Raw genomic sequence first — 25,464 nt, 5'->3', positions numbered from 1 at the left:
TTCAAAAGGACTTAAAAGGTAAAGCTAAATTTACTGTTTTGAAGATATTGATTAAACTATTTAAGTTTAAAGAATATAGAATAATTATATGTTTGTTTTTATATAACAAGGTAGAAAAATGAAAACACTTTTAAAACTAATAACTTTTATTATTTTATTCCAAGTTTTATTAACTGCACAAGAGAAAAAAGAGTTTAGTGTAGCCATAATCAAAGATTTAGTTCCTTATTCTTTTGTAAATAAAGATGGGAAACCAGATGGTATTTTCACTGATTATTGGAAGCTTTGGGCAAAAAAGCAAAATGTAAATATAAATTTTAAAGTCTATTCTTGGAGTGAGAGTTTAGAAGCTATTAAAAACAAAGAAGTAGATATTCACTCAGGACTTTTTCAAAATAAACAAAGAGAAGAGTATATCTCTTATCTTGATAAAATTTACCCATCTCAAGGTTATATTTATATCAAAAGAGACAAAAAGGAAGTTATTAAATCAATTGAAGATTTAAATAATCAAGAAATTAGTGTACTTAAATCTAGTTATTTTGAAGGCTACTTAAAAGAAAATAACCCTTTAATAAAATTAAATATCAATAAGAGTTTAGAACAACGATTTATAGATATAAAAAATTCAAAAGTTGACTATTTTATTGATGATGCTTTAGTTACTTGGTTTCAATTAGTAAGTTCTTTAGAACATAAAAACTTCATAACTTTAGAGAATTTCAAAATCAATAAATGGTTCTATAGTGGTATAAGAAAAGGTGATCAAACTTTAAAAGAGTTTGTTGAAAGTGGTATAAAAAAGATTTCATATGATGAGTTAGTTGAGCTTGAAAAAAAGTGGATTATTCAAGATGAATACAGATATTTTGAACAAAAAAAACAAATAGATTTACTTACTTTTGAAGAAAGACTTTGGCTTTTAAGAAATCAAGATATTAAATTTGCTGTTGTAAAAGATTGGGAGAACTACAGTATTTTAAATAAGTTTGGTGAAGTTGAAGGACTTCATATTGATTTACTTGATATCATAAATAAAAAGCTTAGAACAGATTTTAAATATAAAGCATATGATTCTTGGACAAGTGCATACAATAGTGTAAAAGAAGATAAAACTGAAGCTATTTTTGGTTTATCTTGGTCTAAAAGTAGGGAAGAGATTTTTAGTTTTTCTCCTTCCTATCATTATAGTCCATACTATATTGTAATTCATAAAGATGAAGATTCCATAAGAACTCTTGCTGATTTTAAAGATAAAAAAGTTGTTACATTAGAAAACTCAATTACAAATGAGATTATAAAAGAAGAAGTATCAAGTGTAAATATTGTAAATGCCCAATCGGTAGAAGATATTTTACAAAAATTGAGTAATAAAAAAGTTAAAGCTGCCATTCTTGAAAATGCGAAAGATTTAAACCTTAAAAAGTATGATTTAAAAATAGTAGCACCTGTTTATTCAAAATATGGAAAACTTCATATAGGAGTAAACAAAAGATATAGAATTTTAAATGCTATTTTAGAAAAAGCATTAAATTCAATCTCAACAACTCAACTACAAACTTTAAAAGATAAATGGCTTAAAAATGTAGTTGAATTTTCAAAAAAAGAGCAAGAATATATTCGAAATACTGATGTTTTAAAGGTTGGAGTTGAAAACTGGACTGCTATTAGTGAGTTTAAAAATGAGTATGAAATGCAAGGCATTGGTGCAAAGATTGTTCAAAAAGCTTTAGATGTTTCTGGTTTAAGATATGAACTAGTAAAGGGTGAGTGGAGTAATCTTTTAGAGAGTTTTAAAAAAGGTGAGATTGATATCCTTCCTACAAGTTTTTATACTGATGATAGGGCAACTTTTGGAGAGTTTTCAGATGGTTATATTTGGGTAAAAAACTTTTTATATGTAAGATATGATAATAGTGAGGTTAAATCATTTGAAGATTTAAAAGGAAAGAAGTTAGCTATTCAAAAGGGTTATGCAACTATAGATTTAGTAAAACAGAAGTTTCCAGAAATTCAAATAGTCGAAACTAAGAATTTAGAAGAATCAATAACTTTAGTATTAAATGGAACAGTTGATGCACTTTTTGAACTTCAAATCTCAGTTGAGAGTAAATTAAAAGAGTTTTTAGTTACAAACTTAAAACCTATCTCTCAAAATAGTATTAAAGCTCAGGAATTACATATTTTATCTATTTATGAAGATTATACTTTAGTTAATATCTTAAATAAATCATTAGCTTCTATAAGCCAAGATATAAAAAATGAGATAATCTCAAAATGGACAAAAAGTTTTGAAATAAAGAAAGATGTAAAAGTAGCTTTTGGTAAGGGAAGAGAACCTTATGTTATAAATAAAGGACAAGTTCAAGGTATAGAGTATGATTTAATAAGAGAGATTTTGTCTTTAAGTGATATTTCTATAAGTGAATCAAAAAATCTTTCTGTAGAAGAGTTAAATAAAGCTATGTCAAAAGATGATGAGTTTGATATTGCAGTAAATAGAAAACTAAAAGAGGATGATAATCTTTTCTATTCTGATTTATTTCTAAGTTTTGAAAATATAGTTGTATCTAAAAAGAGTAGATTTAAAGCTATAAGAAGTTTAGAAGAATTAAAAGATAAAAAAGTATTTGCTTTTCATACAGCACATAAATTTTTAGGTTCAAACTATAATAAAATACTACAACCTTCTACAAATAAAAACTACAAAGAAACTTCAAACCAACAAGAACAAGTAGAAGCATTACTTAACGATAAAGCAGACTTTATAATTTTAGATAAAAATATTTTTTCTTGGTATATAAATAAATTAGATAAAGCCCCTGAAGAGAAGTACAATATTGATTATGTTTTTCATAAAAAGAATCCTAGATATGTAGCTTTCAAAAATAAAGTATTAAGAGATATTTTTAATAAAAATTTAGAGATTGTTAAAAGTAATGGTACTTACGATAGTATTTTTCTAGATTATTCAAATGGTTTAATTAAAGCAAAAGTAAAAATAAACTCTTTAATAGCTGATATTGCTTCAAACTTTATATTTGTAGAGGAGTTAGATGGTTTAACAAAAGTTATGAATATTTTCTCTACTTTACCATATATTGAGAAAATAGAGGTTTTTGATAATTCTTCTAAACTTTTATACAAATCAAATAATAAACCTTTGGTAAAACATAGAGTTCAGAATAGTTATTATTATATAGTTAATGTACCTCAAAAAGTAGGGTTTATAAAAGTCTATTTTGATGATAATCTTTTAAAAGAGTATGAGAAAAAAGATGAGTTTATACCAAAGATATCATTATTTGAAAATCTTAAAACTATTGAGTATATTAAATCAATTTATAAAAAGTATAACTATTTAGACAAAGGTTTAAATCTAACAAAAGAAGAAAAAGATTTTATTAAAGAGAAAAAAACTATATATTTTTCTGAGATTGATTGGAGACCAATTACTTTAATTGAAGATAATAAATTTAGTGGTTTAACAAAAGATTATTTAGAAATTATTGAAAAAAATACAGGTTTAAATATAGAGTTTAAAAAATATAAAGATTGGGATGAGGTTGTAGAGGCATTTGAGAAAAGAGAAATTGATATTATTCCTGCTTTAGGAGATATTGCATTTTCTATTAAAAACTCATTTGTTACAAATAGTATGGCAGATTTTAAATACGCTATTGTTACAAATAAAGAGGGTAGATTTCTTGATGGTCTAAAAGATTTAAAAGGTAAAAAAGTAGCTCTTCCTAAAAACTTCAGTTCTTATGCTTTAATAAAAGATAGATACCCAAATGTAAAAATAATAGAAACAAAATCAATTGATGAGTCTTTAAGTTTAGTTTCAAAAGGTGAAGCTGATGCTTTTGTAGGACATAGTGCAGTTGTTGTTTACAAATTACAAAATAGTTTTCCAGATTTAAAAGTATCAGGTTTAAGTGAAGAGAGATTTAGCCACTATATTTTAGTTCAAGATAAATACCCTCAGTTATTAAGTATTTTAAATAAATCAATATTTCATATAACACCAAATCAAAAATATGAGATAAAAAACAAATGGATAAAATCAGACATTAAAACAGAAATAGATTATGAGCTTTTATATAAAGTAATTGCAGGCTTTTCTATAATTTTGATTATTGTATTGATTTTTACAAAAAAACTTTCAAATACAAAAAAAGAATTACTCGAAAAATCAAAAGATTTAGAAGAACAAAGAAATGTATTTAGGACTTTATTTAATGACTCAAGTGATGGTTTATCTCTAATAAAAGCAGGAAGATTTGTAGAGTGTAATGATGCTGTTTTAAGAATGTTGAATTATAAAACAAAAGATGAGTTTTTAAATTTAAAGCCTCATGAGTTATCACCACAATTCCAACCAGATGGTATGAAATCAGAAGATAAAGCTGTTCTTTTAATAGAAGAGTGTATTCAAAAAGGTAATATTAGATTTGAGTGGGTACATAAAAAATCTAATGGACAAAACTTTTGGGTTGAAGTACTTCTTACAAAACTTATATTAAATCATGAAGAGGTTATTCATGTTGTTTGGCGAGATATTGAAGATAAAAAGCTATTAGAAGAGCAAAACCTAAAAAGAACAATGGAGCTTGAAGACACAAATATTGAATTAGAACTATCAATTGAAAATTTAAAAAGAACTCAAACCCAATTAATAGAATCAGAAAAAATGGCAAGTTTAGGTGGTTTAGTTGCTGGTGTTGCTCATGAGATTAATACTCCTATTGGTGTTGCATATACAGGAAGTACACACTTTAAAGAGATTACTTTAAATCTTAAAAAGCTATATGAAGAAGAGAAAATGAGTGAAGAATCTTTTGAAGAGTATTTAAACACATCTATAGAGTTATCAACACTTATAAATACAAATATTAAAAGAGCAGCTAATTTAGTAAAAAGTTTTAAACAAGTTGCAGTTGACCAAACAAGTGAAGAAAGAAGAGTATTTAATATGCAGAAATATCTAGAAGAAATACTCTCTTCAATTCATAGTGTTACTAAAAAAACTAATCTGGATTTTAAAATAGTATGTGAAAATAATTTAGAGATTAATAGTTATCCAGGAGCTATTTCTCAGATAGTTACAAACTTAATAATGAATTCAATAATTCATGGTTATGAACCAAAACAAAAAGGTCTTGTTTCAATTGAAGTAAATAAAGAAGAAGATAGTATAAAGCTTATATATAAAGATGATGGAAAAGGTATTCCAAGTGAAAATCTACCTAAAATATTTGACCCTTTCTTTACAACAAATAGAGAAAAAGGTGGAAGTGGATTAGGCTTAAATATCATTTATAATATTGTTACAAGTAAATTAAATGGAAAGATAAATTGTCAAAATAATAAAAATGGAGTAGAGTTTATTATAGTTTTTAAAGTATAATAAATTCAATAGGATTTAAATATGGGAAAATTGAATTTTTATAAACCAAAAGATAAAGAGAATGAAGTTTTAGAAACATGGAAAATACTAATATCTGATGATGAATTAGATGTACATACTTTAACTAAAACAGTTTTAAAAAACTTTGTATATAAAAATAAAAAATTAGAGTTTATAAGTACTTTTAGTGGGGAAGAAACAATTGAAGTTGTAAAAAACAATGATGATATTGTTTTATTACTTCTTGATGTAATCATGGAGAGTGATGATGCAGGACTGCAAGTTGTAAAAACCATAAGAGAAGAATTAAATAACCATGATTTACAAATAGTTTTAAGAACAGGACAAGCAGGTTTAGTTCCTGAGAGTGAAGTTGTTATGGACTATGCTATTAATGACTATAAAGAAAAAACAGAACTTACTTCAAAAAAATTAATCACGACAATTATTACAGCTATTAGATCTTATGAAACAATTAAAGCTTTACATAAAAGTAATGAAGATGTTAAAAAACTAAACTATGATTTAAATGGAATATTAGAATCATTTGATAAATATGTAATTGCATCAAGAGCAGATAAAAATGGAAAAATCATATATGTAAGTGAAGCTTTTTGTAAATTAAGTGGCTATAGAAAAGATGAACTTTTAGGAAATAATCACAATATTTTAAAAGATATTTTTACACCAAAAGAGATTTATGATGACTTATGGGGCACAATAACTTCAAATAAAGTTTGGAAAGGTCAAATAAGAAATAAGAAGAAAAGTGGTGAGTATTATTGGCTTAAAACTGTAATAAGCCCAGAATATGATGTAAATGGAAACTTTGTATGTTATACAGCTATTTCTCAAAATATTACTGCTCAAAAAGAAGTTGAAAAAGCAAATGTTGAAATTGAACAGTTAAATGAAGACATAATTGAAACACAAAGAGAGGTTGTATTTAGATTAGGTGCAATTGCAGAAGCAAGAGATAAAGAGACAGGTATGCATGTAAAAAGAGTAGCAGAATACTCTAAACTTTTAGCTATATATTATGGACTTCCTGTAAGTGAAGCTGAAATAGTAAAAATGGCAAGTCCAATGCATGATATTGGTAAAGTTGCAATACCAGATGAAATTTTAAAGAAACCAGGAAGATATACTCCTGAAGAGTTTGAAATTATGAAAACCCATGCTCAAATTGGTTATGATATGTTAAAATCTTCAAATAAACCAATTTTAAAAGCAGCAGCTATTATTGCACATCAACATCAAGAAAAATATGATGGTTCAGGTTATCCACAAGGTTTAAGTGGTGAAGATATTCATATTTATGGAAGAATTACTGCTATTGCTGATGTATTTGATGCCCTTGGAAGTGATAGGGTTTATAAAAAAGCTTGGGATGATGAGAGAATTTTTAATCTTTTTAAAGAAGAAAGAGGTAAGCACTTTGATCCTATTTTAATAGATTTATTCTTTAAAAATTTAGATAACTTTTTGGCAATTAGGGACAAGTTTAAGGATGTATAGTAAAATGGTAAAGTTTTTTTTACTTTTTCTTAAGTTTTATTTTATACAAGATATTATAGTATTTCGACATAAATTAGCATACAGACCTAAGGTTTAGGTTGGACATAAAGTATAATTTACTATCTTTATTTCTTCATTAATGCTTCAACATATTGAGGTTTTTTTATGAAAAAAATTCTTTTTTCAGTTGCTGTTTTAGCAACAACACTATTTTCACAAACGTTTACGTTTACGGCAATTCCTGATCAGGATGAAACAAAGTTAAAAGAGAGATTCTCTAAATTAGCTACTTACTTATCAAAAGAGTTAAATGTTGATGTAAAGTTTGTTCCAGTTAAGTCTTATGCAGCATCTATTGCAGCTTTCAGAAATAATCAAGTTCAATTAGCTTGGTTTGGTGGTTTATCAGGTGTTAAAGCTAGACTTTTAGTTAAAGATTCACAAGCAATCGCACAAGGTGTTGAAGATCCAAACTTCCACTCTTACATTATTGCTCATACAAGTACTGGTTTAGACAAGTCTGATAACTTATCTAAAGATATTGCTGGTAAAACTTTTACTTTTGGTTCTAAAGGTTCTACTTCAGGTAGATTAATGCCAGAATATTTTATCAGACAAACTTTTGATAAGTCTCCAAATGAAGTATTTAAAAAAGTTGGATTCTCTGGAAATCACTCTAAAACTATTTCATTAGTTCAAAGTGGTGCTTATGAAGTTGGTGCTGTTAACTTCAAAGTATGGGATAGAGAGTTAAAAGCTGGAAATATTGATACTTCAAAAGTAAAAGTTATCTATAAAACTCCTGCATACCCAGACTACAACTTCACAATTAGAGCTGATGTTGATAAAAACTATGGTGAAGGATTTACTAAGAGAGTTCAAGATGCATTATTAAAATTAGAAGACAAAGCTATTTTAGATGCATTCCCAAGAGCTAAGTTTATCAAAGCTGAAAACAAAGACTTCCAACCTGTATTAGATACAGCAAGAAAAATTGGATTAGTTGACTAATGATTTTTAATTTAGAAAATGAAACAATCTCTTATGAGAATAAAAAAGTTTTAGATTCTATTAACTTATCAATAAAGAAGGGCGAAAAAATTGCTCTTCTTGGTAAGAGTGGAAGTGGTAAATCTACACTTTTAAAAAGATTGTATGAACTAAAAAGTGATGAGGTTTCATATTTACCTCAGGATTTAGGACTTGTAAATAACCTAAGTGCATATCATAATATCTACACAGCAAGATTAGAGCAAAAATCAACTATTTATAATTTAATCAATTTAATTAGACCTTTTAAACAAAATATGGATGAAATAACTAAGATTTTGAAAGAGCTTGAAACAGAAGATAAGCTTTTAATTAAGTCTTTAAATTTATCTGGTGGACAAAGACAAAGAGTTGCAATTGCAAAATCAATTTATTCTCAAAAGAAAGTTTTACTTGCAGATGAACCTATTTCTGCTTTAGATGAGTATATTTGTAAAAAATCAATTGCTTTACTACATAAGTCTTTTGAAACAATAGTTTGTGCTATTCATGATGTAAAAATTGCTATTGAATCTTTTGATAGAGTAATTGGTATAAAAAATGGTCAAATTGTTTTAGATAAACTATCAATTGATATTGATAGTGAAGATACGAAAAAACTATACTATGTTGCCCAATAAAATCTCAAAAGAGCTAAATGTAAGTTTAATCTTCTTTGGTATCTTTTTTATCTCACTATTTTTTGCTGATTTACAAATAAGTGCATATGAACCTTTCTTGGAGTTTTCAAAGTTTATTGTAGCTATTAAAGATATGAATTTTTCATCTTATGATTTACTTTTAGATGCTTCACTTCAAACTATATATATTGCCACTATTTCAATAGTTTTATCAGCAGTAATTGGTTTTATTTTAAGTTTTTATTTCAAGTTTTTAGCAGTAAGAGTTTTTCTATCATATATTAGAGCTATTCATGAAATTTTTTGGGCATTAATCTTCTTACAAATATTTGGATTAAATACTATTACAGCAATTTTAGCGATTGTTTTACCTTATAGTGCAATACTTGCAAAGGTTTATTTTGAGATACTTGAAGAGTATGATAGTTTTGATAATAGAACTATTTCAAGTAAAGTATCAAAGGTTTGTTTATTCTTTTATACAAAGCTTCCAAATGCTATGCCACATCTAATCTCATATACATTATATAGATTTGAGTGTGCTATGAAATCTTCGGCTATTTTAGGTTTTGTAGGTATTACAACACTAGGTTATTACTTAAGTTCTTCATTTAATCAAGGTTATTATAATGAAGTATGGCTAATGCTTATAATCTTCTATATTTTAATAGCAACAATCAAATTTTGGTTTAATAAATTTACTATAATTCCATTATTTATATTTTCACTTATAAAAATGCCAATGTCTGTATCTTCATTTTCTTATGATAATTTTATTAGGTTTTTTACAAGTGATATTATTCCAAGTCCTATTAAAAATGATTACACTTTTATGGAAGGAATAAATTGGTTTTATAAAATTTTAGTAAATGAAGTAGTTCCAGGGGTGTTTAATACTGTTGTTTTAACTCAAATATCTTTAGTAGCAACTGCTATACTAGCTTTAGTTTTATTCCCTTTGATTTCATATAAGTTTGTAGGAAAGACTGGAAGATTTTTCTCTCATATACTTTTAGTAGTTTTAAGGTCAACTCCTGAGTATATTTTGGCCTTCTTATTTTTATCAATATTTGGAGCTTCAATGTTACCAGCAGTACTAGCATTAATGCTTCATAATGGAGCAATTATTGCATTTATAATTGGTAAGCAATCAAATGAGATGGAATATGTATTAGATAAGTCAACACACTTAAATCTATATGCTTATGAAGTTTTACCAAAACTTTATAGTTCATTTTTAGCTTTTCTTTTTTACAGATGGGAAGTAATAATGAGAGAGTCAGCTATCCTTGGTATTTTAGGAATAGCTACTTTAGGTTTTTATATTGATTCTGCTATTGCTGATATTAGATTAGATAAAGTTGTAATACTTTTATTCTTTACAGCACTTTTAAATATCTCTATTGATTTAATTTCAAAGAAAGTAAGAGATTATTTAAGAGCAGATGAAAAACTAATAGGATGTGGCTGCGACTTAAAGTAGCACATCCTTTCTTATAAGTTCTTGTTGAACAACTTCTAGGGTTTGAAGATTTAAAGCTGTAAGTTTACCACCATAAACACAAGAAGTATCTATACAAATATAGTTGTGTTTTTTTACTATTTCTTTTGAAGATTCATGTCCATAAATATTTATATAATCATATGTCTTCCAGTTCTTTTCCCAGTCCCAATCCCATTCTTCTTTATCTGAAACTCTATTTGTCATCATGGCATGTCTTTTTGATTTATCGTCTTTTCTTTTGAAGTAGGGCATACAAAAAGCATGAGTGATAAAATATTTTTTGATGATTAAGTATTGAGGTAAAGTTTTAATCCATTTTAAATGCTCTTTAAGAAGGCTTAGATTCTCTTTATAGTTTTCAATAGTTTCAACCCCGCCCATATACTCTTTAGTATTCCATCTAACCTTAGCACCATTTAAACAAGCTTCAATATTATCTAAAAGATAGAAATCATGATTTCCTAAAATACAAGGATAGTTATTGCTCTTTACAAACTCAATTACCTCTTTTGAGTAAAGACCTCTATCACATAAGTCACCTAGGAAGATTAGTTTTGCATTTGAAGGAAGCTTTTTTAATAAAGCCATTAAGGTATGGTAACACCCATGTACATCTGAAATGACATAGGTATTTTGTAAATCACTGTTTAGCATTAGATATGCTCTAAAGCAGACTCATTAAATCTATATGTTTTATGTTGAACTTTAACTAAAATGTTCTTTTCTGCTAGCTCTTTAAAAAGTTTTATAAGTGTTGGTTTTGAGATTGAAATCTCTTCCATAATATCACTATATGAAGCTGTAAAGTGATTTTCATTGTCTAAATTGTTTATTATAAACTTTACAATATCAACTTGTTTACTATCTGTAATAGCTGAGATTGTTCTAATAACATTTGAGTTTTTTTGAATCTCTTTTTTTTGTACAATTGGAAGTAAAACATCATGTAAACTATTTAATAACTCTTTAATATTTATAGGTTTAACTATATAGTTTTCTACTTTTAACTTAATAGCTTCAAGTAGATATTTTGTATCTGTATGAGCAGTTGTAAGAATAGTTGGGATATTTATATTTTTTTGTTTAATATGTTTTAAAAAATCAATTCCATTTTCATCTTCTAGTAAAATATCAGAGATAATTACATCAACTTTTTTATTTAAAAGTATATCCATAGCTTCTTTTGAAGTTTTAACAGGATAGATATTATTAACAAAATCTTCTAAAACATCTTTTGTATGCTTTAGCAAATTTACATCATCTTCTAAATATAAAATATTAAATTGTTGCAATATATTTAAATCTCTATTATTCATTCATAGCCTCTTTATCTTTTGAAATTGGTATTTTTATTGTAAATAATGAACATTTATAGTTTTCATCACTATTTGGTTTTATCTTATGTACAATACTTTTATACGAAATAGACCCATTCATGTGTTTTTCAATAATCTGTTTTGACATATATAAACCAATACCAGTTCCTGCACTTTTGTATTTAGTTGTATAGTAAGGTTCAAAGATTTTAGGAATTATCTCTTCGTTAATTCCTCCACCATTATCTATAAGATTTACAACAACATTATGCTTATATTTATTTACAATTATTTTTATAATTCTATCATTTTTATCAACAGTACTACATAAAGCATCTTTTGAGTTAGAAATAATATTTAAAAATACATGTGAAAGTTCATTATAAAAAGTATTTAACTCTACATTTTGTTTGATTTCTAGTTTTATTTGAATACTTTGTTTTTCTAAAGAGTATTTTGAAAGTTCAATTGAATGTTCAATACAATCTTTAATTAAAAATTTACTTCTTTGTTTATTTGGACTAAAGAAGTTTTTGAAGTCATCTAAAGTTTGAGACATATTATTTGCTAAGAGCAAAGCATCATTTACTTTCTCATCAATAAATGTATCTGTTAGTTTTCCCATTAGCATTTTAGTTTGGAAACTTTGAATTATCATAGTAATAGAGCCTAAAGGTTGTCTCCATTGATGAGCAATATTATTAAGCATTTCTCCTAAACTTGCAAGTCTTGCTTGTTGGAACATGATAATATCTTTTTTTCTATTTTGTGCAACTTCTTTTGAAACTTTTACTTCTAAATAAGCATTTAATTCTTTTAACTCTTTTGTTTTTTCTTCAACTTTTTGTTCCAAAGAGTTATGAAGTATTTTAAAGTTATTTATAATATAAACTGACAAAATAATAGAGAATAAAAATACTAGAATAATTGAAATAATAGAGAAAAACATGATTATGTTAAAAATCTTTTGAGTGTTTCTTTTTTCATTTATAGCTAAAGATAAATCATAGTTAATTAAACTTGTAATATAAATAGAGATTGCATTAATCTCAAGATTTAAATCTGCATAATCATAATCGATTTTATTTTCAATCATATAGTTCAAATCATTTTTGATTTTAGACATCTTTTTATCAACATTTCTCATGATATTCTTTTTTAGAACTTCATTCTCAAAATAGTTCTCTTCATTTATAAAAAACTTTTTAATAAAAGAGATAATATAAAATCTATCACCTTTATTATCTAATTCTTCTTTGTATGACTGCCAGTTTTTATTTATAAGTTGTTGTGCTAAAAGTAGTACATCTTGAGCTTGATTTAAACTAAGCTCACCATTCTCCAAGTCTTTTATAGTTGCTTGAATATTTACATTATAGGTATCTTTGATATTTTCAAGTTTAATTAAACTTTTTGTTCTTTTATCAAAAAGTACATCAAAATCTTGCTTAATTGTAAAGGTAGATATTTGTGATAAAATTACAATACAAATCATTCCTCCAGCAATAATAAATACTAGAAAAGATGTTTTATACTTAAAACTAAGATTATCAAAATATGCAATAATTTTTTTTAGTCTTTTATCTACCATTTTATCTCTCTAAATTTTTCATCACTATATTCAAATAAATAAGTTTTATTAAATAGTTGAGAATTTCTATATTTTAAATGTAAACCTTTTAGTAAATCAGGTGGAGTAGTTTTTAAAGTATGAATTAGCTTCTCTCTTGTCACATCTCCTTTGATTCTTGAAATTGCATTTACTAAAATCTTTGATGCCATAAATGCTTCTAGTGAAATAAATCCTAACTCTTTATTTGGATAATATTTTTGCATAAGTGTTTGATACTCTTTTATTACAGGAATTTTATTATCTAAATAGTTAGGAACTACTTGAGAGAAAATAAGGTTTTTAGTACTTGTATTTAAAGTATCAAGTTTTTTTATCATTGCATTAGCATCACCAAAAGAGATATTACAAAAGATTGCATCTTTTAGATTCTCATTTTGTTTGGCTTTTTTAATAAATAAGGCATTTGTTTTATAAGCACCAACCATAACAATAGCTTGAGGATGTGCATCTTTGATTTCATTAAAAGCATGATTAATTGATAAGGTATTTCTTTTGTACGAGCCTTCTGCAACTAAAGGAAGTTTTCTTTTTTCTAAAGCTTGTAAAAGTGAGATATATCCTTCTTCTCCATAATCATCATTTTGGTAAAAAACAGCAATTCTATCAAACTTCTTTTCTTCATGTAAGTAACTTACAATTTTCTCTATTTCTTGTTTGTAAGAACTTCTAAAATTTACAAAATTTTCATCTTTTGTATCTCTTAAAAAAGAAGCACCTGTAAAGGCACCAAAAAAAGGTATATCTTCATCATGTATAATTGGTAAGATATTTTTAACTGTAGGCGTTCCAACAAAACCAAAAAGTGCATATACTTTTTCATTAAATATTAGTTTACTAACATTTTCTATAGTAAGTTCAGGTTCATATTTATCATCATAAATTAAAAGTTCGATTTTTTTATTTTTTAAAATATTGTTGTCATTTACATAATTAAAGTATGAGTTTACACCTTGACTTACAGACTCACCCCATGTTTTAATAATTCCTGTCTGAGGTACAGACATTCCAATTTTTATAGTGTTGCTTGGGAAAATCTCATCTTTAAAATAGATATAAATAATTATAAATATAAATAGTAAAATAGGTAATCTTTTTATCATATGTAAGTTTACAAAAATAAGAGGAAAATATAGCTTTAATAGGCTACAATATAAAACTTTTCTAGTTTTGCAAAAACTAGATAGTCCTTATAAGTAACACTGTCTAAAGTATAGGTAAAATATTTTTTAATATTTAAGCTATCTTTAAAAATATGCTAATAGAATTAGGTAAAATATTTTTTACCATTGATAAGGGCATAGGCTATGCAAGAATTTATTTATTACAACCCAAAGGGTTTAGATTTCCCTGTTAGTGAAGAGATACTAGTATCTACTAACCTAGATGAAATAAAAGAAAAAAGTTTTTTAATCTCAAATACATCAGAAGTAAATGCTGAAGTAAATGCAGACGAAATCGATTTTTATATCAAAAATACAAAAGATTCAATGGCAGCACAAATTGAAAATGTTTATAAATTATATGAAATTGCTGCTAATAAATATGATTTTGCTCAAGATATATCTTACTCACAAGAAGTTACAAATCAACTATTACTTGTTGCAAATACAAAAGAAGATTACGAAAAGTTCGTAGCCTGTATCAAGCCTGAAGATTTTGAACTATTTTTTATCCAAGAAAATATTATCAAATCTATTTCAGGCCATATTGGAAACTTAAGTGTAATTGTTGATGATGAAGGTAAAGACGTAACTTTAAATGTTTCTCAAATCGTTTGGTATGATGCAAAAGAAGAAGGAATCAAACAAAGTGGTTGTTTTGATCCAAGAGAATCAAGTGAAGAAGAAGTTGTATCTTTATTAAAAGAGAATATCAACTCATATTCATACAAAAAATTCACAACATATGATAAAACAATCTGTCAATATAATGAAAGAAGAGAAGTAATTTGTTCTAAATGTGAAGAAGTATGTCCAAGTGTAGCAATTACAAAAGATGATACTAAAAAAGTTTTATCATTCTCTCAAATAGATTGTCATGGATGTGGTGGTTGTATTTCAGTTTGTCCTAGTGGGGCATTGGATTATGCACCATCAAATAGAGAATCTTTATTTGAAATGAGTAAGTTCTTTGAAGAAACACACCCTTTAATTACTCCTCAAAAAATGAATATTAAAAATTTAGAAGTTGATTTAAAAGAGGGTGTTTTACCTTTTGCTATTGAGGGAGAGAAGTTTTTAGATGAATCTGCTTTCTTAACATTAGCACAAATATCTGGTTCTCAATTAGTGTTTTATACTGACTTTATTTCAAAAGGAAGTGGTGATGCTATTAGAATTGTAAATGATATTTATCAAAAGAAGTATGGTAAAGACGCAATTATCGTAGCAATGAATGAAGAAGAGTTAATTCAAGCTTTAGAAGAAGTTTCATTTATTGAAGGTTCATCATTTAACTTTAATCAAGAAGGACTTAAAAAAAGAGAGATTTTCTCACACAGACTTCAAAAATTAGTAGGTGAAGATGATTTAGGAGAAGTTAAAACAGGAGAACATATTCATTATGGACTTGTAAAAGTAAATGAAGATAAATGTACTTTATGTTTAGTTTGTGTTGGAGCTTGTAATGTAGATGCACTTCAAGCAGATGCAAGTGATAACACTCTTAGAATTAATCCATCTTTATGTACTTCATGTGGTTATTGTGAAGTTTCATGTCCTGAAAGTGATTGTTTAGAGATTGAAAGAGATGTAATTAAACTTCAACCAATGTGGTTTAAAGAGAATGTTTTAGCACAAGATGAACTTTTTGCATGTGTAGAGTGTGGAAAAGAGTTTGCAACTAAAAAATCAGTTGAAAAAATTGCAGCTATTATGGGACCAGTTTTTGCAAGTGACCCAGTAAAAGAAAGATCTTTATACTGTTGTGCAGAATGTAAACCTAAAATTATGATGCAAAACTATTTTGATCAAAAGAAAAAAGGAATGGAAAATGCAAGATAATCAAGCAATAAACAAAGCAAGAGCTCTATACTACAATCTTTTTGCGAACTTTTTTGTTCCGCCAGAAAATTTAGAAAACTATTTAGAGTTAGTTAAATTAGTTGATGTATTAAAAGCAAGTCCATTAGATGTAACATCAGGAAAAGCTTTAGAAGCTATTTCTTCATCTTTAGATAAATCATCTAATGTTGCATTACTTCAAGAGTTTGACGATATTTTTCATAACCCTATTAGTAAAAAAATAAGAACAACTGCTTCTTATTATGATGAGGGTGTTGAGTCTGGTAAAAAAAGAGTTGAGATGATTAACTTTGTTGCTAAAACAAAATTAAGAAGAGATGAAAAAAACTTTTACGAGTATGAAGATTCAGTAGGGTTTATTTTTACTTTAATGGCTCAACTAACTGACTTAATATCTCAGGGTGAAAAAGAGTATGAAAACACAGTTCATTGTATTTTTTCATCAATTTTAAATGATTTTATTGATGAATTTGCAAAAGAGTTATATGAGCATGAAAGTGCTTTTATTTATAAAGAATTAATGGTAGTTCTTCACTCTTACATTGAGTTTGAAAGACTATTCTTAGAAGTTTCAAAACCTGCACCAAAAGAGAAAATTAAAAAAGTTGAATCTTGTGATGTTGAAGAGATTTCTGAAGAAGAAAGAGAAAGAAGAGAAAGAAATAAAGCATTAAGAGCATTAGGTCCAAAAGAAGAAGTTAAACCTAGTGATATTGCTTATGATGTAGAGGAAGATATTTAGTAAAAGGTTAGCCTTTTACTAAAGAGATTTTATAAAGATAGCTAAGCTGTTTTTATAAAGTCTCTTGATTTTAGGGGCTTAATTTCTATAAGGAGGTCAGTCATGGAACAAAGCAGAAGAGAATTCGCTAAGAAAACTGCAATTGTTACAGCTGGAGTAGCAGTAGCTGCGGGAACTAGCGTATTGGCTGCTACTGGTGAATCATCTGTTCAAGATGATACAAATAATGGTGTTGTTAAGGGATCTTCTAGAAAAAAAGAGATTCTTTACAGAAAATCTGCGGCTTGGGAAGAGTACTACAAGAACGCAAAATAACAATAATTTAAAAGAGTAGGAGAGGCGTATGTCAGCAAATACATATGAATCTTTGAATGCAAAAGTAGGTAGAAGATCATTTATGAAAATGGCTGCTGTTGCTACTGCATTTGGAGTAACTTCATCTTTTGCTAGTACTACTGCTACAAGAAAAGCTACTGAGGAAGAGATTAAAAATCCATTCCCTGGTTCAAAAATGGTTAAATCTATTTGTACAGCTTGTTCTGTAGGTTGTGGTGTTATGGCAGAAGTGCAAAATGGTGTTTGGGTAAGACAAGAAGTTGCTACAGATCACCCTGTATCACTTGGAGGTCACTGTTGTAAAGGTGCCGATATGATTGATATGGTTAGATCTGAAGTTAGACTTAAGCACCCAATGGTAAAAAGAGGTGGAAAATGGCAAAGAATTTCTTGGGATGAAGCTTTAGATAATATTTCTAAAAAGCTTGAATCTTTAAGACAAACAGACGGGCCAGATTCAACAATGTTTTTAGGATCAGCGAAATTTAATACTGAGCAATCATATTACTTTAGAAAATTCGCTGCAATGTTTGGAACTAATAATATAGATCACCAAGCTAGAATTTGACATAGCTCAACAGTTGCCGGGGTGGCAAACACATGGGGTTATGGTGCTATGACAAATTCTTTAGGGGATATTCAAAACTCTAAGGCGATCATTATTTTTGGTGCGAATCCAGCGGTTAATCACCCAGTAGGATTCCAACATTTCTTAAAAGCGAAAGAAAGAAATAACGCAAAAATAATAGTTGTAGATCCAAGATATACAAAAACTGCTGCAAAAGCAGACTATTTTGCACAAATTAGACCAGGTACTGATATTCCATTTATGTATGGAATGTTAAATATTATCTTTGAAAATGGATGGGAAGATAAATCATTCATTAAAGATAGAGTATATGGTATGGAAGATATTAGAAAAGAGGCTAAAAACTGGCCAGTTGAAAGAGTTGCTGATGTAACAGGTGTAGACGCTGATTTAATTGTACAAATTACAAAGCACTATGCTCAAAATACACCAGGAACACTTGTATGGGCTATGGGATTAACTCAACATAATAATGGTTCTTCTAATACAAGAATTGCTCCAATCGTTCAATTAGCTCTTGGAAACATGGGTATTGAAGGTGGTGGAACAAACATCTTAAGAGGTCACGATAACGTTCAAGGTGCAACTGATATGTGTTGTTTATCACACACATTACCAGGATACTATGGATTAAGTGATGGTTCATGGAAATATTTCGCAAAAATGTGGAATGTTGATTATGAATGGTTAAAAGGTAGATTTAAATCTCCTGAGTGGATGAATAAAAATGGTTTCACACTTGCTAGATGGTGGGCTGGAGTTCTTGGAGGTAATCCAGGAGAAGATGCAATTCACAATGCAGGTACAAACTTAAAAGCTTTATTTGTAATGGCAAATGGTATTACATCTACAGCACAACAAAAGAAAGTAAAAGAAGCTTTAGATAATTTAGAGCTAGCTGTATTCGTTGATCCTTTCGTAAATGAGGGTGCAATTATTACAGATAAGCAAGATGATGTTTATATTTTACCAGGTGCAACTCAGTTTGAAACTAGTGGTTCTGTAACTGCTACAAACAGATCAGCACAATGGAGAGATAAGATTATTGAGCCTATGTATGAGTCTAAAACTGACCATGATATTATTTTTGAATTAGCTAAGAGACTTGGATTCTATAAAGAATTAACAGCAGGTATGTTAGTTAGAGAAAATAAAACAGAATTTAAATGGCCAGAAGATTGTACAGATGAAATTGCTAGAACAATTAAAACTATTGGTTTAACAGGTTGGACGGCAGAAAGACTTAAAAAACACCAAAAGAATTGGCATATGTTTGATGAAGTAACAATGAGAGGTTACGGTGAAATGGCTGGCGAGTATTATGGTTTACCATGGCCTTGTTGGACAGAAGATCATTGTGGGTCTCCATTATTATACAACATCAACAGAAGTGTTAAAGAAGGTGGTATGGGGTTCAGAAATAGATTTGGTTTAGAACATGATGGACATGATTTACTTGCAGGTAAAGGTTCAGCTCCAAAAGATTCAGCAAATCCAGATGGTTACCCAGAAATCACTAGAGATAATATTGAAAAAGTTCTAGGAATTAAGTTAACTGAAGAAGAGAAAAAGAAAATTGGTAAAAACTGGAAAGTTGATACTTCAAATATTATTGCTGAAAAATGTATGGAAAGAGGAATTGCTCCTTATGGAAATGCAAAAGCAAGAGCAAAAGTATGGACATTTGCAGACCCAATTCCTTTACATAGAGAGCCATTACACTCTCCAAGAACTGATTTAGTTAAGAAATATCCATCATTTGCTGATAAGAAGAATCACTATAGAGTTGACACTAGATATGTTTCTGAACAAACAGCACAAGATTGGGCAAAAGACTTCCCTGTAAACTTAGTTACTGGAAGACTTGTAAATATGAATGGTGCTGGTATTGAAAATAGAGCATCTAAATATCTAGCGAAATTAACTCCTGAAATGTTCTGTGATATTCATCCAGATTTAGCAGGAAGACATGGTATTAGAGACGGGGCTATGATGTGGATTCACTCACCTCAAGGAACTAAGATTAAAGTTAAAGCTAAATATTCATTTAGTGTATCTGAGGATAGAGTATTCTTACCATTCCACTTTGCTGGTGTAATGGAAGGTGTAGATTATACTCACAATTTCCCAGATGGTACAAAACCTTTTGCGTGGGGTGAAAGTGCAAATACTGTAACTAACTATGGTTACGATATTGTTACTCAAATTCCTGAAACAAAAGGTGGTTTATGTAGAATTGAAAGAGCGTAGGGAGAAGCAACATGAGTAGTAATAACGTAGATTTTTCAAGAATGAAGTTTTACTGTGATGAGAACAGATGTATCCATTGTGATGGTTGTTCTGTTGCTTGTGCTGAAGCTCACGAGTTACCAGTAGAGATTTCTAGAAGAAAAGTAATAACAGTAAACGAAGGTAAGCAAGGAGAGGAATTTTCTCTTTCTGTAGCTTGTATGCACTGTACAGATGCACCTTGTGAGCAAGTATGTCCAGTTGATTGTTTCTATATCAGAGAAGACGGAATTGTTTTACATGATAAAGATAAATGTATCGGTTGTTCATATTGTTTATATGCTTGTCCATTTGGAGCTCCTCAGTTCCCTAAAGACGGAGCATTTGGAACAAAAGGTGTTATGGATAAATGTACAATGTGTGCTGGTGGACCTGATGAGACTAATAGTGAACATGAAAGAGAACTATATGGTCAAAACAGAATATCAGAAGGAAAAGTTCCAGTATGTGCTGCGATGTGTTCTACTAAGGCCTTATTAGTGGGTGACTCTGAATCAGTAGCAAATATCTATAGAGAAAGAGTTATATCATTTGGTCATGGTGTTCAATCGATGCCTTACGGATGGGATAAAGCATATGGAAAATAAAAGTTTTCTTAGCGAGTATAAGGCCTATTTTATAATAGGTTTTATATTTGCCCTTTTAACTTATTGGTATTTTTGGTTAGCAACAATTGCTGACATTAATTATGTATATAAGTTTTTAGTACAAATGGCACAAGGTAATTTTACAGGACAAGTTGTTCCTTTTGAGTCTTTAACAAGACATGAACAAATGGAAGTTGCACTGTTTGGGCCAGATTATGATGCAATTGCTCCAGAGGTTATTAGAGCATTTGAAGAAAGACAACATTTACTGCCAATAGTTTTTACAGTTGAATTCTTCATTTTCTTAACTATGTTTATAGTTGCCAAAGGAAGAAAACAAGCACAAATTACAAGATATGATGACAAAGTACAAGTGTACTCTGTATTCCAAAGACTTGTGATTTTATTAAACATCATAATTATGATTTACTTATTTATCACTGGTTTTTCAATTACATTTGGAAACTGGACTGGTGGTGGAGAACTTGCAAGATTAATGAGAGCAACACATGAGATTGTTGGGCTTGGATGGATTCCTGTTTGGGCACTAATGACAGTAATTGCTTTTAAAGACCATAAATATTTTGTAAGACCAAGTATAAAAATATGGAATAAAATTTTCCTAAGAGGAAAATATAAACACATGGATAGAATCAACTACTATATGTATGTTGCTTTTGGATTTAAATTAGTACTAAGTGGATTTATCATTTGGTATTTATTCCCAGATGCTGCAAACCATGCAGAAACTATTCAATTTAAAAGGTTTATTCTGTTTATTCACTTTATGGGAAGTGCGATTATTTCGTTCTTTACATTTGAAACAGTTTATTCTTATTTTGTATCTGTAAAAGGATATATCCCTGGTGTAATTACTGGAAAATTACCGGTAGAGTATTTAGAGCAACTAAGACCAGATGTTCTAGAAGAAGAGGATTTAAGAAAATAGAATTGGCAATCATGTTTCCTTAGGGAAACTGATTTGCTTTTTCTATTTGACTAATAATATGCAAACTTTGCATATTAAAAATTTTAATATTATTAAATACAGATAATTTGCATATGAAAAGAAGAGATATGGATAACGCCAAATATTTAAAAACAGTAGTAATAGACAAACTTATAGAAAATGAAGCAACTGAATTTGAAGATGTGACAATAGATGAGTCACGATTAAATTTATATTTAAATGGAGAAAAAACTATATCAATGATGACAATCCCAAAAGATCAAGATGCACATGCTGTTGGTTTCTTGATGAGTGAGAATGTTATCTCTTCTATTGATGATATTAAAAATATAGAAGTTAGTGAAGATGGATTAAGAGTTGATGTTACTGCTACAATTAATGAATCTTCATTACAAAATCTTTATAAAGAAAAAACACTTACAAGTGGTTGTGGTGGGGGAGTTACAGGTACAGAAGCAACTGAGCTTGTAATTCCTTTTAACCAAACAGTATTTAAAGTTAAACCACAAACAATATCAGATGAAGTTAGAATATTTTACCGTGAAAGTGAATTATATAATTTAACTGGTTGTGTTCATAAGGCAATGGTATATTTACTTGATGGAACAACAGTTACAGCTGAAGATATTGGTAGACACAATGCAATTGATAAAGCAATTGGAAAATGTAAATTAAAAGGACTTGATACAACTAAATCTGTTTTATTTGTATCTGGAAGATTAAGTTCTGAGATGGTTACGAAAGCAGTAATGCACAGAATTCCAATTGTTGTGTCAAGAACAGCACCTACTTATTTAGGTGTTCAAACAGCTCATAAGCATGGAATTACGCTTATTGGTTTTGCAAGGGGTAAAAAAATGAATCTTTATACTCATCAAGGAAGAATTGATGTCTAGTTTAGATGAAATCCAAAAAGAGTTGCTTTTTACAAATTTAGATGAAGATGGAAAACTATCTTGTTTAAAAGCATTTAAAGTTGCAAGACTTATTGGAAAACATCCAAAAGAGATGGCAAAAATTACAAATGAGTTTGGTATTAAGATTACAAATTGTGAACTTGGTGTTTTTGGAAAATTAAGATTTGAGAATTCAAGTGATAAAGTTTACAACAGATTAAAAGAGAATTATATGGGGCATAAAAGATTAGAGTGTAAAGTTTTATGGGATGAAGCTCAAAAATCAACACTTAATACAGTTGGCTCAACAGTTAAAAATTCTGATATTCAAGTGACACATTGTCAATTAGGAATATTTAGAGAAAGAAGAGGAAACCATGGAAGTAAAAGTTAAAGTTTGGATTGATGACAATGATAATAACTTAGTTTTTGGTGGTGGTAAAACAGAGGTTTTAAAATTTATAGATCAAACAGGTTCTATTTCTAAAGCAGCTAAAATCGTAGGTATGAATTACAAGAAAGCTTGGACTCATATTAAGATACTTGAAGAGCATATTGAAGATGAATTAGTTCATACAAAAAAAGGTAGAGGAGAGGATAGTGGAAGTTCTCTTACACCAAAAGCAAGAGAGATTATTGATACTTATGAAATCTTGCAAGATGATATTAAAAAATATGCACAAAAGAGATTTGAAGAGCTGTTTTTGAAAGATAACAAAGAGATAATAAATGTTAAAGGTGAAACTTGTGATAAAGCTTAATTCTTTGCAGTATAAAAATATGCAAGATTTGCATATAAAAAGTGATTTGTCACTAAATGTTTTAAGTAATAATGAAGAGTTTGAGTCTTTAAAAAAAGAGTTTGTAAAAAAATATAACAAAAATTCTCTTACTACTTTTTCTTTTGACAAAGAGGGTTTTTTAGGACTTTTTTTACAACTAAATAAAAAAGGAAAAATTGCAGTTTCAAAAGGTGAATGTGAGGCTGTTTATGAAGCAGCAAAGCTTTTTGAATCATTAGGATTTGAACTTAGTTGGCTTGATTTAACAAAAGAAGGGAAGGTTGATATTAATTCACTTGAAGATATTGATTTTATATTTATCTCTTCATATGTAATGGATACTTTTGTAAAGACGGATTTAGAAAAAGTAAAAGAAATAAAAAATATCAAGATAATCTCAAATGCTAGTGCAAGTTTTAGTAGTTTAAGTGATGCTGTATATTTTGATTCTTACAAATTAACAGGTTTTAATACAGCAGGTGTATTACTTTTTGATGAAGAGCTGTTTGAGCAAAAAGCTATAGGTTTTACAAACTCTATTGCAGTTGCTACTATTTTTGAAGCATTAGAAAAACAAAACTTTACAACTGAAATAAAAGAAGAGTTTAAAAAGAGTCTAGAAGAGTCTTTTGGAGATGATATTTATTTCTTTGTTGATAATAAAGATACCTTAGATTTTACTTTACATTTTGCTTTAAAAAATATAAAAGCAAGAGAGATGATTAGAACTCTTAGTTTAGATGAAATTCATATTACAAATGGAGAGGGTTGTTCTTTAGGTTTATCTAAACCATCAAGAATTATCCAAGCTATGGGATATGATGAAACTACAAGTAGAAATGCACTATCTTTAACATTTAGTGAGAAATTAGATTTAGAAACAATTAAAAAAATTACAGAAAAATTTAGAAAAAAATATAGACAAATAAAGGTTTTAAATGAGCAATAAATTAACATACTTAGATTTTGAAGAAGCAGTTAAAAGAAGTTTAGATTTAGCAACTCCTACAAAATTTACAGAGATTATTCCCCTTGCAAATGCAATTGGAAGAGTTGTAAGTGAAGATATTATTTGTGTAAAAAATCTTCCAGCTTTTAATAACTCAGCAATGGATGGTTTTGCAATTAAAGCAAAAGATGCGGGTAAAACTCTAAACATAAATAAAGTAATTTATGCAGGAGATAAGGGTGAGGCTGTAAAAGAATCACTTTGGGATAATGAGTGTTATAAGATTATGACAGGTGCAAAAGTTCCAAATGATGTTGATGCAATAGTTCCTATTGAAAACTGTTTTGATGTTACTTCTAAAACAGTTAGAATCCCTGAAAATATAAAAGAGGGTGCAAACCTTAGATTAAAAGGAGAAGAGCAAAAAGAAGGAAATGTTTTATTTGAAAAAGGAGAGGTTATTACATCTTCTCATGTGACACTTTTAGCTTCACAAGGTCTTACTATGGTTAAGGTTTTCAAAAAAATCTCAATTGCTGTTGTATCAACTGGAAATGAGTTAAAAGAGCCATGGGAAAGTAGTGATGAAGAAGAGATTTACAACTGTAATTCTTATGCTTTAGTCTCATTACTTACTGAAAATGGATTTGATGCTACTTACAGTGGGGTAATACCTGATAGCTTAGAAGCTTCAAAAGAGTTTATTTCAAATATGAAAAACTATGATGTGATTATTACTACAGGTGGTATTTCTATGGGAGATGCTGATTTTGTAGGTCAAGCTTTTTTAGATAATGGTTTAGAAACAGCATTTCATGGTGTAAATGTAAAACCAGGTCGTCCTATTATGATGGGAAAAATGCAAAATACTATTGTGATGTGTTTACCTGGAAATCCACTAACTGCTATGGTAAATATGCACTTATTTGCAGTACCTGTTTTACATAAACTACAAGGAAGTAGTAGTTTTTATCATGATGTAAATTTTGCAATGAATCATGAAGATTTCAAAACAAAGCAAGGAAGAGTAAATGTGGTACTTGGATCTTGTGAAAATGGAGGTTTTAAGGTAACAAGAAAAAATAAATATGGTTCAGGAATGATAACAGCACTATACGAAAGTAATTCTATACTTGTAACTAGGGAAGAAACAGCAGGTATTGATGTAGGACAAGAGGTGTATATTATTAAGTTTAATAACAAACTAGTTAAAAATCAAACAAATATATTTAATTAAATTAAAACGAAAA

General features: G+C 28.4%; 20 protein-coding genes. 16 read left to right on the top strand and 4 right to left on the bottom strand.

The features are described 5' to 3' along the window. Window positions 1-118 precede the first annotated feature (118 nt). The 5 genes from ACH5BF_RS13355 (at window position 119) to ACH5BF_RS13335 (ending at window position 10,081) form a co-directional block, all read left to right on the top strand. Entirely contained in the window at window positions 119-5,410 is a 5,292-nt protein-coding gene (locus tag ACH5BF_RS13355; RefSeq protein WP_423274753.1) for a transporter substrate-binding domain-containing protein, read from the top strand. Between the two features lie 21 nt (window positions 5,411-5,431). Continuing rightward, window positions 5,432-6,928 carry an HD domain-containing phosphohydrolase gene (locus tag ACH5BF_RS13350; protein WP_423274752.1) on the top strand — a complete coding sequence of 499 codons (1,497 nt, stop codon included), beginning with the start codon at window positions 5,432-5,434 and terminating at the stop codon, window positions 6,926-6,928. 165 nt (window positions 6,929-7,093) lie between these two features. Then, window positions 7,094-7,939 carry a putative selenate ABC transporter substrate-binding protein gene (locus ACH5BF_RS13345; protein ID WP_423274751.1) on the top strand — a complete coding sequence of 282 codons (846 nt, stop codon included), beginning with the start codon at window positions 7,094-7,096 and terminating at the stop codon, window positions 7,937-7,939. Further along, the gene (locus tag ACH5BF_RS13340) at window positions 7,939-8,598 is read left to right on the top strand and encodes an ATP-binding cassette domain-containing protein (protein WP_423274750.1); all 660 of its coding nucleotides are present in this window, start codon (window positions 7,939-7,941) and stop codon (window positions 8,596-8,598) included. Before ACH5BF_RS13345 ends, ACH5BF_RS13340 begins: the two co-directional genes overlap by 1 nt. Beyond that, entirely contained in the window at window positions 8,585-10,081 is a 1,497-nt protein-coding gene (locus ACH5BF_RS13335) for a PhnE/PtxC family ABC transporter permease (RefSeq protein ID WP_423274749.1), read from the top strand. The genes ACH5BF_RS13340 and ACH5BF_RS13335 overlap by 14 nt, the downstream gene beginning before the upstream one ends. Here the strand turns inward: ACH5BF_RS13335 and ACH5BF_RS13330 are convergent. Genes ACH5BF_RS13330 through ACH5BF_RS13315 form a run of 4 tightly spaced genes read right to left on the bottom strand, consistent with a single transcriptional unit; the run spans window position 10,073 to window position 14,151 of the window. Then, the gene (locus ACH5BF_RS13330) at window positions 10,073-10,756 is read right to left on the bottom strand and encodes a metallophosphoesterase (RefSeq protein ID WP_423274748.1); all 684 of its coding nucleotides are present in this window, start codon (window positions 10,754-10,756) and stop codon (window positions 10,073-10,075) included. The genes ACH5BF_RS13335 and ACH5BF_RS13330 overlap by 9 nt on opposite strands. Beyond that, the gene (locus ACH5BF_RS13325; RefSeq protein ID WP_423274747.1) at window positions 10,756-11,418 is read right to left on the bottom strand and encodes a response regulator; all 663 of its coding nucleotides are present in this window, start codon (window positions 11,416-11,418) and stop codon (window positions 10,756-10,758) included. The genes ACH5BF_RS13330 and ACH5BF_RS13325 overlap by 1 nt, the downstream gene beginning before the upstream one ends. Then, window positions 11,411-13,009, bottom strand: coding sequence for a sensor histidine kinase (locus ACH5BF_RS13320; RefSeq protein ID WP_423274745.1), 1,599 nt, complete (start codon window positions 13,007-13,009; stop codon window positions 11,411-11,413). The genes ACH5BF_RS13325 and ACH5BF_RS13320 overlap by 8 nt, the downstream gene beginning before the upstream one ends. Beyond that, the gene (locus ACH5BF_RS13315) at window positions 13,003-14,151 is read right to left on the bottom strand and encodes an ABC transporter substrate-binding protein (protein WP_423274744.1); all 1,149 of its coding nucleotides are present in this window, start codon (window positions 14,149-14,151) and stop codon (window positions 13,003-13,005) included. Before ACH5BF_RS13315 ends, ACH5BF_RS13320 begins: the two co-directional genes overlap by 7 nt. A 204-nt stretch (window positions 14,152-14,355) precedes the next feature. Here ACH5BF_RS13315 and ACH5BF_RS13310 point away from each other — a divergent pair, with 204 nt between their 5' ends. The 11 genes from ACH5BF_RS13310 (at window position 14,356) to ACH5BF_RS13260 (ending at window position 25,451) form a co-directional block, all read left to right on the top strand. Then, window positions 14,356-16,053, top strand: coding sequence for a 4Fe-4S binding protein (locus ACH5BF_RS13310; protein ID WP_423274743.1), 1,698 nt, complete (start codon window positions 14,356-14,358; stop codon window positions 16,051-16,053). Then, window positions 16,043-16,816 carry a TorD/DmsD family molecular chaperone gene (locus ACH5BF_RS13305; RefSeq protein WP_423274742.1) on the top strand — a complete coding sequence of 258 codons (774 nt, stop codon included), beginning with the start codon at window positions 16,043-16,045 and terminating at the stop codon, window positions 16,814-16,816. The genes ACH5BF_RS13310 and ACH5BF_RS13305 overlap by 11 nt, the downstream gene beginning before the upstream one ends. 102 nt (window positions 16,817-16,918) lie before the next feature. After that, a complete protein-coding gene (locus tag ACH5BF_RS13300; RefSeq protein WP_423274741.1) occupies window positions 16,919-17,131 on the top strand; it encodes a Tat pathway signal protein in 213 nt (70 codons plus the stop codon). A gap of 28 nt (window positions 17,132-17,159) precedes the next feature. Beyond that, a complete protein-coding gene (locus tag ACH5BF_RS13295; protein ID WP_423274740.1) occupies window positions 17,160-19,991 on the top strand; it encodes a formate dehydrogenase subunit alpha in 2,832 nt (943 codons plus the stop codon). Window positions 19,992-20,002: 11 nt separating this feature from the next. Further along, window positions 20,003-20,617, top strand: coding sequence for a formate dehydrogenase FDH3 subunit beta (gene fdh3B / locus ACH5BF_RS13290; RefSeq protein WP_423274739.1), 615 nt, complete (start codon window positions 20,003-20,005; stop codon window positions 20,615-20,617). After that, window positions 20,607-21,566: a cytochrome b/b6 domain-containing protein gene (locus tag ACH5BF_RS13285; protein ID WP_423274738.1), complete on the top strand. Its 960-nt coding sequence runs from the start codon at window positions 20,607-20,609 to the stop codon at window positions 21,564-21,566. The genes fdh3B and ACH5BF_RS13285 overlap by 11 nt, the downstream gene beginning before the upstream one ends. Before the next feature lie 128 nt (window positions 21,567-21,694). Continuing rightward, window positions 21,695-22,483, top strand: a complete 789-nt coding sequence (gene fdhD, locus ACH5BF_RS13280; RefSeq protein ID WP_423274737.1) for a formate dehydrogenase accessory sulfurtransferase FdhD — start codon at window positions 21,695-21,697, stop codon at window positions 22,481-22,483. After that, entirely contained in the window at window positions 22,476-22,877 is a 402-nt protein-coding gene (locus ACH5BF_RS13275) for a ModE family transcriptional regulator (protein WP_423274736.1), read from the top strand. Before fdhD ends, ACH5BF_RS13275 begins: the two co-directional genes overlap by 8 nt. Continuing rightward, on the top strand, window positions 22,861-23,244 hold the full coding sequence (locus ACH5BF_RS13270) for a winged helix-turn-helix domain-containing protein (RefSeq protein WP_423274735.1): 384 nt from the start codon (window positions 22,861-22,863) through the stop codon (window positions 23,242-23,244). Before ACH5BF_RS13275 ends, ACH5BF_RS13270 begins: the two co-directional genes overlap by 17 nt. Beyond that, the gene (locus ACH5BF_RS13265) at window positions 23,231-24,214 is read left to right on the top strand and encodes a cysteine desulfurase (RefSeq protein WP_423274734.1); all 984 of its coding nucleotides are present in this window, start codon (window positions 23,231-23,233) and stop codon (window positions 24,212-24,214) included. Before ACH5BF_RS13270 ends, ACH5BF_RS13265 begins: the two co-directional genes overlap by 14 nt. After that, on the top strand, window positions 24,204-25,451 hold the full coding sequence (locus ACH5BF_RS13260) for a molybdopterin molybdotransferase MoeA (RefSeq protein ID WP_423274732.1): 1,248 nt from the start codon (window positions 24,204-24,206) through the stop codon (window positions 25,449-25,451). The genes ACH5BF_RS13265 and ACH5BF_RS13260 overlap by 11 nt, the downstream gene beginning before the upstream one ends. Window positions 25,452-25,464: the final 13 nt, after the last annotated feature.

Source organism: Arcobacter pernae, from assembly GCF_049472135.1.
Classification (GTDB): domain Bacteria; phylum Campylobacterota; class Campylobacteria; order Campylobacterales; family Arcobacteraceae; genus Arcobacter_B.
This window is presented reverse-complemented; position numbering and strand designations above follow the sequence as displayed.